Origin of the sequence: Weissella sp. MSCH1 (assembly GCF_045799135.1) — a bacterium.
Lineage (GTDB): Bacteria > Bacillota > Bacilli > Lactobacillales > Lactobacillaceae > Weissella.
Window position 1 is genome coordinate 12,380 of sequence record NZ_JBJMBA010000031.1, and the last position, 12,097, is coordinate 24,476.

The 12,097-nt window shown below is 47.9% G+C and carries 12 protein-coding genes and 2 riboswitches; of the genes, 2 read left to right on the forward strand and 10 right to left on the reverse strand.

Features of this window, described 5'->3' with window-relative positions:
* Positions 1 to 47 precede the first annotated feature (47 nt).
* The 6 genes from dapB to alr are packed head-to-tail and all read right to left on the reverse strand — an operon-like array spanning position 48 to position 5,999.
* Positions 48 to 788: a 4-hydroxy-tetrahydrodipicolinate reductase gene (dapB, locus tag ACJ28U_RS02690; protein WP_407618297.1), complete on the reverse strand. Its 741-nt coding sequence runs from the start codon at positions 786 to 788 to the stop codon at positions 48 to 50.
* Between the two features lie 19 nt (positions 789 to 807).
* Positions 808 to 1,674 (reverse strand): 4-hydroxy-tetrahydrodipicolinate synthase, encoded by an 867-nt coding sequence (gene dapA / locus ACJ28U_RS02695; RefSeq protein WP_407618298.1) that lies wholly within the window; start codon positions 1,672 to 1,674, stop codon positions 808 to 810.
* Positions 1,675 to 1,696: 22 nt separating this feature from the next.
* On the reverse strand, positions 1,697 to 2,842 hold the full coding sequence (locus ACJ28U_RS02700) for an N-acetyldiaminopimelate deacetylase (protein WP_407618299.1): 1,146 nt from the start codon (positions 2,840 to 2,842) through the stop codon (positions 1,697 to 1,699).
* A gap of 12 nt (positions 2,843 to 2,854) precedes the next feature.
* The gene (gene dapD / locus ACJ28U_RS02705) at positions 2,855 to 3,568 is read right to left on the reverse strand and encodes a 2,3,4,5-tetrahydropyridine-2,6-dicarboxylate N-acetyltransferase (RefSeq protein ID WP_407618300.1); all 714 of its coding nucleotides are present in this window, start codon (positions 3,566 to 3,568) and stop codon (positions 2,855 to 2,857) included.
* Between the two features lie 15 nt (positions 3,569 to 3,583).
* On the reverse strand, positions 3,584 to 4,870 hold the full coding sequence (lysA, locus tag ACJ28U_RS02710) for a diaminopimelate decarboxylase (protein ID WP_407618301.1): 1,287 nt from the start codon (positions 4,868 to 4,870) through the stop codon (positions 3,584 to 3,586).
* Between the two features lie 13 nt (positions 4,871 to 4,883).
* Positions 4,884 to 5,999, reverse strand: a complete 1,116-nt coding sequence (alr, locus tag ACJ28U_RS02715; protein ID WP_407618302.1) for an alanine racemase — start codon at positions 5,997 to 5,999, stop codon at positions 4,884 to 4,886.
* Positions 6,000 to 6,121: 122 nt separating this feature from the next.
* Positions 6,122 to 6,292: riboswitch (Lysine riboswitch) on the reverse strand.
* Between the two features lie 113 nt (positions 6,293 to 6,405).
* Between alr and ACJ28U_RS02720 the strand changes: the two genes are divergently transcribed.
* Positions 6,406 to 7,761, forward strand: coding sequence for an aspartate kinase (locus ACJ28U_RS02720; RefSeq protein ID WP_099087842.1), 1,356 nt, complete (start codon positions 6,406 to 6,408; stop codon positions 7,759 to 7,761).
* A gap of 62 nt (positions 7,762 to 7,823) precedes the next feature.
* Here ACJ28U_RS02720 and ACJ28U_RS02725 read toward each other — a convergent pair whose 3' ends face one another.
* Genes ACJ28U_RS02725 through ACJ28U_RS02735 form a run of 3 tightly spaced genes read right to left on the reverse strand, consistent with a single transcriptional unit; the run spans position 7,824 to position 10,730 of the window.
* Entirely contained in the window at positions 7,824 to 8,834 is a 1,011-nt protein-coding gene (locus ACJ28U_RS02725; protein WP_407618303.1) for a DUF3114 domain-containing protein, read from the reverse strand.
* A 34-nt stretch (positions 8,835 to 8,868) separates the two neighbouring features.
* The gene (gene rbsR, locus ACJ28U_RS02730) at positions 8,869 to 9,861 is read right to left on the reverse strand and encodes a ribose utilization transcriptional repressor RbsR (RefSeq protein WP_010374121.1); all 993 of its coding nucleotides are present in this window, start codon (positions 9,859 to 9,861) and stop codon (positions 8,869 to 8,871) included.
* 14 nt (positions 9,862 to 9,875) lie between these two features.
* Complete coding sequence (locus tag ACJ28U_RS02735; protein ID WP_407618304.1) at positions 9,876 to 10,730, reverse strand: homoserine kinase; 855 nt, start codon at positions 10,728 to 10,730, stop codon at positions 9,876 to 9,878.
* 265 nt (positions 10,731 to 10,995) lie between these two features.
* Positions 10,996 to 11,093: riboswitch (THF riboswitch) on the forward strand.
* Positions 11,094 to 11,134: 41 nt separating this feature from the next.
* On the opposite strand from ACJ28U_RS02735, the gene ACJ28U_RS02740 reads away from it, so the two are divergent.
* Positions 11,135 to 11,683, forward strand: a complete 549-nt coding sequence (locus ACJ28U_RS02740) for a folate family ECF transporter S component (RefSeq protein ID WP_010374125.1) — start codon at positions 11,135 to 11,137, stop codon at positions 11,681 to 11,683.
* 61 nt (positions 11,684 to 11,744) lie between these two features.
* On the opposite strand, the gene ACJ28U_RS02745 is transcribed toward ACJ28U_RS02740, so the two are convergent.
* Positions 11,745 to 12,059, reverse strand: coding sequence for a hypothetical protein (locus ACJ28U_RS02745; protein WP_407618305.1), 315 nt, complete (start codon positions 12,057 to 12,059; stop codon positions 11,745 to 11,747).
* Positions 12,060 to 12,097: the final 38 nt, after the last annotated feature.

The following is a 12,097-nucleotide window of genomic DNA, read 5'->3' on the forward strand; positions in this document are numbered from 1 at the left end:
TGGCTCACTGGCCATCTTATTAAGTCTCACCGGACTTAGTCGCGGCTTTACAATAGTTGATCTAGGCCGACCGCCAGGCCATCCACCTGCGTGACGTTACGAATTGCTAAGGCAACGCCCCCCATAAACGATTCACGGGTGAATGATGTTTGCTTAAGTCGTAATGTTTCCCCGGGTGCCCCAAAGATAACTTCTTCCTCGGCCACATAGCCAGGCAAACGCATGGCATGAACCGGCACCTGGTCGATTGCTTCCCCACGAGCAGCATCCGCCCGATACTGGGTAACTGGTTTAGCCATGCGAGCCGCCGCAATGCGACTTGCGGTTGCCCGGGCCGTCCCTGATGGTGAATCCACCTTATTGGGGTTATGAATTTCTAACACTTCCACATCCGGGAAATATTGCGCAGCTTTTTCAGCAAATTGCATCAACAACACCGCTGATAACGAAAAATTAGGTACGATAATCGCATGCCGCGCATACTTTTCAGCTAGATGGCGAAGTTGTGAAACTTGATCAGCTTCCAAGCCACTTGTCCCAACCACTAAATCAAAGCCGTGTGACAACGCATAAGTGGCATTATCAAAGGCTGATTCGGGTAACGTCACATCTACCCAAACGTCTGCTGTGACATCAATTTCGTCTAATTCTGTAAAAACCGGTACTGTCGCCTCGTACGGTGTCCGACCTAGAATACCAACCAACGTCAAATCGGCCTGTTCGGTCAACATATTTTGGATGGCTATTCCCATTTTACCAAATCCACCCGCTAGAAATACGGTTGTCATAAAAATTCCTTTCTCATCTTTACGCAAGATGTGCGATGACATCTGCCGTTTCATTTTCATCCAAAGGCAAAATTGGCAAGCGCGTTAGGTTTTGCACCTCACCCTTTTCCGCCAAAACTGCCTTGACTGGGGCTGGCGAAGGGTAACTAAATAGTGTATTCATCTGTGGTGTTAACCACCGTTGCAACTGACCTGCCTTACCTAGATCACCATCATGGAACGCCAAGAACAAGTCGCGCATTTCAGGACTATACAGGTGTGCCGCCACTGAAATGGTGCCTGTCGCCCCAATTGCCTTTGCCGCTAACGTCTGGGCATCCTCACCAGTATAGACTGCAAAATCTGCTGGTGTGTGTTCAACCAAGTACGCCAAATCATCAATACTTGTGACTTGCTTGACGGCATTGATATTTGGATGTTGTGCTAATGTCACCACGCTATCATTTGTCAGTCCAACCGCTGAACGGCCTGGAATGTTATACAGCATGACTGGTACAGCTGATGCATCCGCAATCGCCGTAAAGTGGGCTAACATGCCCTTCTGACTTGGCTTATTGTAGTAGGGCGTCACAGCCAAAATAGCATCTATCCCAGGGATTGCACTAACCTCGGTGGCCAATGCGACTGATTGGGCAGTATTATTATCACCGACATTCGCAATCACCGGCCCGCGGTTTCCCACCTTAGCAGCAAAGTAAGCATATAAAGCTAGCTTTTCTTCATGCGTCAAGGTTGGCGACTCGCCAGTGGTACCACCGATGACAAATCCTTGCGTGCCTTCTGCCAACAATCGTTCGGTCAGCGAATCCAACGCTGGATAATCAATCGTATCTTCTGCTGTAAAGGGCGTAATAATCGCCGTAATCAGCTCAACTTCATCATACATATCAGTTGCCTCTTTTTATTATTTATTGCATCATTCGCCAATTTAAGTAGCCAACCATTGCGTCAACACCCGGTTGCAAGGCGGCCTCATCAGGCGACAATCCAGCATTATGTAGCGCATGAGTTGGATCACCAACCCCTAACCAAAACATCGTACCTGGGAATTTTTGTAACAAGAAGCCAAAATCTTCGCCAGTCATCGCCGGCGCGATTTCTGAAAAATTAACAGTCGGCGCTTCCGTCATATAAGCCATAAAGAGGGCCGTTGTCGCGTTATTATTTTCAACCGGCATGTACCCCCCTTGAATCAACTGCAAGTCAGCTGTTACACCGGTTGCCAATGCCACCCCCGCCACAATATCGCGCACACGTTGTTGCATCATTTCGATATCCTGCTGGCGGAAGGCCCGAATCGTCCCATCCAAATGAGCCGTTTCAGCAATCACATTGCCAACCGTGCCCGCATGAAAAGTGCCTAATGTCACCACACCACCGCGGACTGGGTCAACATTGCGTGACACAATCGTTTGCACTTGATTGACAAACATCGCACCCGCAACAACCGCATCGACAGCTTCATGTGGGTAAGCAGCGTGACCACCTTTACCTGTAAAGGTTACATGAATCTCCGTCGTCCCCGCAAACAATGTCCCTTGACGCGTCGCAATTTGCCCAGTTGGCAAACCTGGATGATCATGTAAGCCATAAAACTCATCTGGGCGCCATTCATCGGTAAACACACCCAAATCGTACGCTCGTTTACCGCCATAATCGGCTTCCTCAGCTGGTTGGAAAAAGAAAATCAAATTATCTTTCGGCTGATGTTGGGTAAAGTACGCTAAAATACCTAACCCCACGGTCATATGCATATCATGACCGCATGCATGCATCAGGCCCGCATGTTCTGAAGCGAATGGTAACCCCGTCGCCTCAGTAATTGGCAACGCATCAATGTCCGCCCGATACCCAATTGTTCGTTGTGGATTGGTTCCAGCGACCCGAACGAGCAACGCCGTTGGTAGTTCAGGTATTTCACGTATTGTGACCCAGGGTTGCTGCCATTGCATGACCAACTGTTTCAAATACTGGTGTGTCTGCGTTTCATGTAACGCCAACTCTGGGATGCGGTGCAAGTCACGCCGGACTTGTTTTAAATCAATCGGCGTCATGTCAGCACCTCGTTAATCTAAGTTCCGCAAGGCATCAACCAAAGCCGTCTTGCCTTCCGTTTGCGCATCAATTTCCTTAATGACACGTGCCGGCACGCCAGCCACAACGGTATGGGCTGGGACATCCTTAGTGACAATCGCGCCGGCCGCAACAACGGCCCCGTCGCCAACTTGCATCCCTTCGATCACTACAGCATTCGCACCGACGAGAACGTTATCACCAATCGTCACCGGCGTTGCTGAGGCTGGCTCAACTACCCCGGCCAAGACAGCACCTGCGCCGATGTGACTATGCGCGCCGACAATTGCGCGGCCACCTAGCACAGCACCCATATCAATCATGGTTCCTGGACCAATTTCGGCACCGATATTAATGATGGCCCCCATCATAATGACCGCATTATCGCCAATTTCCACCTGTTCGCGAATAACCGCGCCTGGTTCAATCCGCGCCTTCACACCGTCATAGTTCAACAATGGCACCCCAGAATTGCGGGCCAATAACTCAACGTGTTGCGCCGTGATTTTTTCAGCATTTGCGGTTAAAACCGGTGCAATCAGCGCATAGTCGCCAATCACTGTGCCCGTACGTGTTTCAATAAATGCTTGTACGTCCGTGGGCCAGGTAATATCAGTAAGCTCGCCGGCCAATGTCACCCGTGCTGGGGTTTGCTTTGGCGCATTTGCAATGAAATTAATAATCGTTTGTGCATCTAATTCTGCCATTTTTTACTTTTCCTTCTATAAATAGTGTCGATCCAAGCGAACCAAATCTGCCAACGTTTCTCGTTCCACGACGACCTTAGCTTGACCGTTTTCAACAAATACCACGGCTGGACGCCCATTTCGGTTGTAGTTTGACGCCATCGAGTAGCCGTACGCTCCGGTTGCCAACACCGCTAGGACATCCCCTGGCTTTGTCTTTGGTAAAGCTTGCTCCCAAACCAACACGTCCCCCGACTCGCAATACTTACCTGCTACACGAACAACCTCATCAGACGGCGCATCTGGCTGAGCAGCTAAGACTGCTTCATACTTCGCCTGGTACAGCGCTGGACGAATATTATCCCCCATACCACCATCAACAGCGAGATACGAACGAATGCCTGGGACATCCTTGCGCGATCCAATCGTGTAGAGACTATACCCCGCTGGTCCGACAATCGAACGACCTGGTTCGATCCAAACGGCTGGCATCTGCATACCATACGCCGCCGTCTTTTCAGCAATCGTATCAATAATTGCTTCAACGAACGTTGCGGCTGGTAATGGTTCATCATCTGCCGTGTACCGAATGCCAAAGCCACCGCCGGCATTAATCACTTGTGGCTCGAAATCCCATTCGTGCACCAAATCCACCAACTTCGCAGCGGCCATTTGGAAACCCGTCACATCAAAAATTTGGGAACCGATATGCGCATGAACCCCCAAAACATTCAAATTAGGATCTGCCAAGGCTTGTTGCAACGCAGCTTCGGCTTGACCACTATTAACATCGAACCCAAACTTACTATCAGTCTGACCAGTTGAGATGTAATCATGGGTGTGGGCTTCAACCCCTGGGGTAATCCGCAAGAGAATATCTTGCGTTTGCCGACGTTCCGCCAACAGCTCATGCAATACCTGTAATTCATAGAAGTTATCAACAATAATCGTGCCTAAGCCATTCTCAATCGCCATCGTTAATTCTTCAACCGACTTGTTATTACCATTAAACGACACATTCGCCATCGGAAACTTTGCCCGCAAAGCCGTATAAATTTCGCCACCGGAGACGACGTCAATATGCATCCCCTCTTGGGCGGCAACTTCATACATCGCAATCGTTGCAAATGCCTTCGATGCATATGACACCGCATAATTCAAATGACGCTCTTCAAATACGCGCTTGAAATCACGCATCTGTTGGCGCATGGCCCCCACGTCATACGCGTATAGTGGCGTGCCAAAGCGTTGTGCTAGTTCATTGGCATCAACACCGCCAATACTCAAATGACCTGCTGCATTTGTTTGATAAGGTGTTTTCATATTCTCTTCCCCGTTAATCTGTAATTTGTCGATAAATGCGTTCTTGTAAATTCGTTGAAATTTCCCATGGTGCCAGGTCGGTATATTGACCGACATCCTCCAAGGTATTCTCTTGTTCACCTTGCCGACCAATAATCGTGACGGTAGTGCCAATTGGTAATTCATATGGTAATGAAATCATCATTTGATCCATTGCCAGCTTACCCACAATCGGGCGTTTCACCCCGTCAACGATTACCTCAAAGCCCTGCAATTTACGTGGCAGACCATCGCCATATCCCAACGGCACGGTGCCAATCCACTCACCTTCATGGGCGTAATAAGTATGGCCATAGCTGACACCCTCACCTTCATGGCATTTTTTAACAAACACCAATTCCGTTTCCAATGTGAGGACCGGCTCTAAGTAATCATCTGCTCGCAATTCACCACGTGACGGTTCAACACCGTAAACCACAGTGCCTGCTCGAATCACATCTGTCGGCATTTCATCCGCGTGATACATCGCGGCCCCCGAATTTGCTAAGTGCACTAAGGGTGGCATTTCAATGCCATCCGTTAGCACATGCCAACGCTTTAATTGTTGGTGGAAATAATCAACTTCCGGCGCGTCGGCCTCGGCAAAGTGGGTCATGATACTGGCATATGTGAAGGCCTCACGATGTTCATGCATAAAAGCAATCGCCGCTTCTAATTCAGTTCGCTCACGAAATCCAATGCGTCCCATACCGGTATCAACAGCTAGGTTAACTTGCAAACGTTGTCCGTTAACCGGCAGATATTGTAGCGCCTCTTCCAACCACGCCACCGATCCAACTGTTGCAATCAAGTTATTTTCCGCGATTAACCGCGTATATTGCGGTAACGTAATCCCTAAAATTAACGTCGGTGCCGTCAATCCCGCTTGACGCAATGCCAAGCCTTCATCTAGCAAAGCCACCGCTAAGCCATCAATGCCCCCCGCTACAGCCGCTTGGCTCATCGGAATCAAACCGAAACCATAAGCGTTGGCCTTAACTGCTAAGAACATAAACGAGGCTTGGGATGCCTGACGCACTTCTTGAATATTGTGTGTCACCGCTGCTTGTGAAATATTTAACCGGGTTGGTCGGGTAACTGCTACTACCATAACTTGTGTCCTCATTTTCATTAGTGTCACGCTAATTGTGAGGCTTTTCCGCAAAAAAGACGCTCAATTAACGGCACCATCGCACCGTCAATTGAGCGTCTCATTAAAAAACATTCATTGACTGTGACGATAGCTCCCCGCTGCTTCCACAGCGACAGTCCATTGGCTCTTAACCAAAGGCCCAACGATTCAGTTGCGCTGAATCGTTTCGGCAATGTCCCCTTTCGCTTTGCATCTTCGCCTGTGCCGGCTCAACAAAGTTACTCATGTCGATTGCAACCTCTATCAATCATTAACGCAACATTAGAATACCCTTAAAAATTATGACTGTCAACACTTGACATCTGCCATTTTTTAATTTTGAATTATCATCAACAAATGAATGAATACACAAGAGGAAATTAGTATGCATGTAATCAAGTTTGGTGGTTCCTCCTTAGCTGAGGGATCACAATTAGAAAAAGTTATTGCAATTATCAGCGCAGATACCGCCCGTCAAGTTGTGGTCGTGTCTGCGCCAGGCAAGCGTTTCAAGGACGACATTAAGGTTACCGATTTACTTGCAAGCTATGCAGAACAAGCCATTGCTGGTGACGATACCGTCGCCATTCAGGCCGAAATTATTAACCGATACCGTCAAATCGTCACGTATTTCAACCTTGACGAAACGGAAATTATTGGGACCTTATCTGAACAACTGGCAAAGCTAAGTCGGGTCCACTACCCCTCGTTTGACTACCTATACGCCGCCTTCATGGGCCATGGTGAATTACTAAACGCCCAACTGATTGCCTATGTCATGCGTGGTCTTGGTCATAACGCCCGATTCGTGTCGCCAGCCGATTTGGGGATGATTGTCACCGGGACACCCCGCGCAGCACGCATTCGCGAAGATAGCTATACCCGTCTAGCAAATTTCCAAATTGCATCTGATGAGATTATTATCGTGCCCGGTTTTCTTGCCTATACCAATGAGGGGTTAATGGCTACCTTTTCACGTGGTGGATCAGATATTACCGGCGCTATTTTGGCACGCGGCTTGCACGCAGATCTATATGAAAATTTCACTGATGTCTCAGCAATTTATGCTGTCGATCCACACATCATTGATCATCCTGCCGCGATCACAACAATGTCCTACCGTGAAATGCGAGAATTAGCTTATGCTGGCTTTGCGGTGTTCCACGATGAAGCGATCATTCCAGTGATTGAAGCTAATATTCCAATTAACGTCAAAAACACAAACAACCCCACGGCGCCTGGCACGATGATTGTACCCGTCAAACAAGTTACTAACCCACGTCCCGTGACTGGCATTGCGAGTGATACCCGTTTTGCAGCCCTATACCTACACCGCTATTTGCTCAATAAAGAAGTCGGCTTTACCTTGCGCATTCTGGAAATTTTGGCCAAACATGGGGTTAGTTATGAACACATGCCATCCGGTATCGATGACATGACCATCATTTTCGATAAGACGCAAATTACTGAAGCAATGCGTGATGCGATTTGCGATGAAATTCAGGCCACTTTAGAACCAGACCATTTGGAATGGATTGATGATTTTGCCATTATTATGGTGGTTGGCGAAGGCATGAATAATCGTATCGGCGCCTTTTCAGAAATCGCCACCCCATTATCCGACGCTGGGATTACATTACCCATGATCAACCAAGGTGCTTCCCAAATTTCACTAATGCTTGGCGTACGCGCTGAACAAGTGGCAGATGCCGTCCGGGTGATTTATAACGCGGTCTTTTAACGCTTTTATTGGCTACCAAAAAAGACACCTGCAACCACTAAACGTTGCAGGTGTCTTTTTCATTAAAATTGATTTTTTGCATAGTTGCGTAGATCTGATTCCAGACCCGCCGTCCGCGCAGCTGGCTTCACATCCAGTGCTTCGTGAATTTCACCGCCTTGACCAGCGTAATTAGCCGATTCCGTATTGGCAATCTGTTGCAATTCAGCCAAAGTGTACGCAGCCGGGTCTTGTACAAATCGCAATGAACCATCAGCCATTTCGATTTGTTGCTCTTCCAAAGCATCCCAAAGCGACACAATGTGATTATCCCGATCAAAAATTAGCTCAACGTGATAATCCGGTGTCACAACCTTAACATTACTTTGGTCCGCTACACCCCGATTATGCAAAGTCACGCCTGGGTGCAAAACCTCTTTGCCGGTAAACAACAAGACCTTAGCCTCATACTGGGCACGCGTCCAATTCATGTGGCGCACAAAATCAGACACCGGCTTACCTAGATAATAGCGTAGCTGGTTGTCAAACGTTGCTGTTAATTGCTTACTCGTGGCATATCGCGACCGAATACCGTTCCACGCCCGATACTTCAGACGCATCAAAAACGCAACTCGGTTAACGAAATCCCAATAGTCTTGCAAATCTGTTTCATTCTCTAACTGCAGGTAATACAAGTTCGGCGTCATATCACGCTTAGACCAATCACCCAAATGAGTCATTTGGACAAAATTCGTGTCATCACGTTGCAATCCCAACACTTGATAAAGCATCCCCAACCGATCCGTTGCCGTTGCACTACCACGGTGGAAACCTGAAATTAACATTTTAGTAAATAATGATGACCCAATCCGGTGCGCCTCATACCATTTCTGCGTTAAGACACCCGTCATCGTATCATCCGTCAGTTCAGGTGCAGTTGCCACAGCCTCAACATAAGCCGCCACCGCTTTAGGTAACCACCCATCCGCTGTAAGTACTTCAGCCTGGCCCAAAAGTGCCGCTGACATCGCAGCCCGGTGGACGGCAACGCCCTTAGGGTTTTCTATCAGTTCGCGTGTTCGCTTAAAAAGCATATGCACACCTCCTCTTCCCACTAGCTTACCATAATTAAGCAAATGGCGCAGTTGATTCACGGACAATTAGGTTCGCATCAAACGCTGCCACCTGTCGCTCACCATCCGGTTGAGCAATACGTTGCAACACCAAATCCAAGGCTGACTTCGCAATATCCCAAACCGGTTGTTCAATTGTCGTGAGTGCTGGCCGGAAAAATTCCGCATAATCTGTGTCATCATAGCCGATGACCGACATTTCTGTGGGTACCTTAATACCAATCGCATTTAGCCCGGAAATCAAGCCAATGGCCAGTTCATCATTAAGGGCAAAGGCAGCGGTAGCATGCGTCACCGAAACAGCCATTGCCGCAGCCCGACCAGCGTGCTTCGTCAAATTTCGAGTGGCCACTTCACTCACCTTGACCCCCGCTTCGGCCATCGCTTCCTTGAAGCTTGCCGTCCGATACAACAAATTATCGGTATACACTTGGTTACCTAACAACACCACGTGTTTGTGTCCCAATGCAATTAAGTGCTCAGCTGCTTTACGGCCACCCTGCGTATCTGATGAATAAACCGCGTCAGCGTCCTCCAACTCATCATGATTTTCCAAGACAACCATCGCGATGCCGCGACGCTTCAAGCTCCGAGCAACGGCGGGTGGATTTGACAGCTGGCTCGCCACCACAATACCTTGAACCCCGGCAGCAACTAACGTCTCAACCGTTTGATCAGCAGTTGCCGTTTCAGCAGTCATAATCGATAGTGACACATTATCCGGCAAGCCTTCCTGCATACGTTGCACAATGTCCCCAAAGTAAGGATTCCGCAAGCTCGGTACCAACACACCAATCATCGTTGTCGTCCCGCGCTTTAAACTACGGGCACTGGCATTTGGCACATAGCCGACTTCATCACGTGCCGCAAAGACCTTCTGCTTGGTGGCATCCGAAAAACGCTCCCCTTTACCGTTTAACACTTGTGACACAGTTGCAATTGAAACGCCTGCCAAATTTGCAACGTCTCGAATTGAGGCCTTCCCCATTATCCGTCTCCTTCTTAATTCACACTCATCCCCGTGTTTGCAATATCAACCACTTCAAACCGACCCGGCAACTCCAAATAAGCCAGTACATCCAACAAATCATTGACTTTTTCTGGCGCTACCAGCGTTACAATCGCTGGTCCAGCACCGGCTAATACCGTCCCGTAAATCTCCAGCGCGTGTGAGGCTTGCCGAATCTTGGCTAATTCCGGTACATCAGCTTGACGGGCAGTATCTAATCCGGCAGTCTCCAATAATTGCCCAGCAAGAACCACTTGCTGATTCTGCCACGCAGCTAGCAACATGTTTCCCGCTGCTGCTGTCGCCATTGCCACGTCTTGCGAAAACTGCTCAGACCGGTATGTCGTCACCTCGCGACGGTACTCAGGTAAGTAAATAACCGCTTGATAGACTGGTGCGACAACACCACTCGCAAAAACATTCCCCGCCTCTAGATAACTCACCGTCACGCCACCCAGCAGTGCGGCCGTCACGTTGGCTGGTTGACCTTCAGTCCGTGCTGCCAACGTTAATTTTGTATAGTCGTCTAAATCTAATTCGCCCAATTGGTTAGCTAACTCAATTGCAGCCAACAACGCAGCCGTTGAAGATCCCAATCCTTGACGAAGCGGAATATCTGACGTTACGCGAATTCGGTGTGGCGTTATATTAGGATATAAGTTTTGCGCAACGGCGACGATATAATTTGTGGCATCGGTCGGGATTGTCTCACCTAAATTGTGTTCTACCAACCAGACATCATTGGCAGAAATAACTTCAAGCGTTAAATAGCGATCGAGCGCAATACCAATTGACGCGACGCCGGGACCAAAATCCCCTAATGTTGCAGGTACTTTTATTGTTATCATGCGGGTCTCTTTCTTCGTAAAATTACTTTGTAAACATTTTACCAAGTTTTACTAAAAATGACAGCCCCCTCAACTAGAGTTTGTTCTTAATTTATTAAGAAAACCGTGCAAGATTTCCCATTACAATGCCTATTATTAGACATAAAACTAACAATTAAAACGTTTAAACCTAAATATTTTCGTCATTTAACATTTTACTTATGATATCACCCCACTTTTCCTGCCACCAATCAATAAATTGCGCTATAATAAATCCTGTAACAGATGCAGGGTAGACTTTGGTGCGTTAAGTGCCGTGGAAACGGAATGTGGGCCACGGACGAAGGACAACGTGTTCGCGATACCATCGTCACATTCACTGTAAGAAGTGAAACCCTCCAAATACTAAAGGAGGTGTTTTCGATATGAAGACATTAAGTTACGCATTACCTCGTCTGCGCACGACGCAGCTTGCATTGTTGGGCATTCTGATGGCCCTCGAAATTGTTATCGGTCGCTTTACATTTGGCCCAGCTTCTGTGAAGGTTGGCTTCACATTTATCGTCGTTGGTTTGATTGCAAAGTGGTATGGTCCTTATTGGGGCATGATCGTTGCCTTTTTTAACGACTTTCTATCAACGATGATTAGTGGCTATAGCTACTTTTGGGGATTCGCCGTTTCAGCATTAGTCGGTGCTGCCATTTACGGCTTCGCTTTCTATGGTCGCGAACACATTAGTTGGTTGCGGGTCATTGTCACCGTTATCTTGGTCCTATTCTTGGTTAACGCCGTTTTGAATACCCTATGGATTGTGATTATGGGTGGTATGACGGATCCAAAGGCGATTACATCATTGCTTTGGGTTCGTGGCATTAAGCAAATTATTTTCTTGCCAATTCAAGCAATTATCCTGTATTTTTTCTTGAATCACCCAACGCTTGAGCAAATGCGCGAACGCCTATTATTCAAGTAACAACTGAGTAAAAACCCCAGCTTTAAATTTAAAAGCTGGGGTTTATTAGTTTGGTTAGTTTTTAGTAACTCTGATGAACAGCTAGTCCAATTTCACGACAAGCTGCTTCAAACCGATTAGCAAACTTGTTCCGCTCATCGGCCGTCGCAAATTTAAGCGCAAATTCTTCATAGATACTGCCACAACCAATGCGGTAGATGCAACTGTCATAGACCCGCCCGACAAATATCGGGCCGTTCTTTGTCATCGTTGCCTCAACCGCTCCTTGCAGCAGCTTTGCCGTCTGCACCGGCATTTCCCGGGTGCTTTGCATTAGCGTATGCAACTTTTGCATACCCACTAACTTGTTTCCTTGGCGAATCTCGTTTCCTCGCATTTGAGCCTCCAAAACGTGTTATCTGACGGACGTCAGAG

Bases quoted from the DNA above. Each gene is read 5' to 3' on its own strand.
- dapB (WP_407618297.1), bottom strand. From the start codon at position 788: ATGACAACCGTATTTCTAGCGGGTGGATTTGGTAAAATGGGAATAGCC.
- dapA (WP_407618298.1), bottom strand. From the start codon at position 1,674: ATGTATGATGAAGTTGAGCTGATTACGGCGATTATTACGCCCTTTACA.
- ACJ28U_RS02700 (WP_407618299.1), bottom strand. From the start codon at position 2,842: ATGACGCCGATTGATTTAAAACAAGTCCGGCGTGACTTGCACCGCATC.
- dapD (WP_407618300.1), bottom strand. From the start codon at position 3,568: ATGGCAGAATTAGATGCACAAACGATTATTAATTTCATTGCAAATGCG.
- lysA (WP_407618301.1), bottom strand. From the start codon at position 4,870: ATGAAAACACCTTATCAAACAAATGCAGCAGGTCATTTGAGTATTGGC.
- alr (WP_407618302.1), bottom strand. From the start codon at position 5,999: ATGGTAGTAGCAGTTACCCGACCAACCCGGTTAAATATTTCACAAGCA.
- ACJ28U_RS02720 (WP_099087842.1), top strand. From the start codon at position 6,406: ATGCATGTAATCAAGTTTGGTGGTTCCTCCTTAGCTGAGGGATCACAA.
- ACJ28U_RS02725 (WP_407618303.1), bottom strand. From the start codon at position 8,834: ATGCTTTTTAAGCGAACACGCGAACTGATAGAAAACCCTAAGGGCGTT.
- rbsR (WP_010374121.1), bottom strand. From the start codon at position 9,861: ATGGGGAAGGCCTCAATTCGAGACGTTGCAAATTTGGCAGGCGTTTCA.
- ACJ28U_RS02735 (WP_407618304.1), bottom strand. From the start codon at position 10,730: ATGATAACAATAAAAGTACCTGCAACATTAGGGGATTTTGGTCCCGGC.
- ACJ28U_RS02740 (WP_010374125.1), top strand. From the start codon at position 11,135: ATGAAGACATTAAGTTACGCATTACCTCGTCTGCGCACGACGCAGCTT.
- ACJ28U_RS02745 (WP_407618305.1), bottom strand. From the start codon at position 12,059: ATGCGAGGAAACGAGATTCGCCAAGGAAACAAGTTAGTGGGTATGCAA.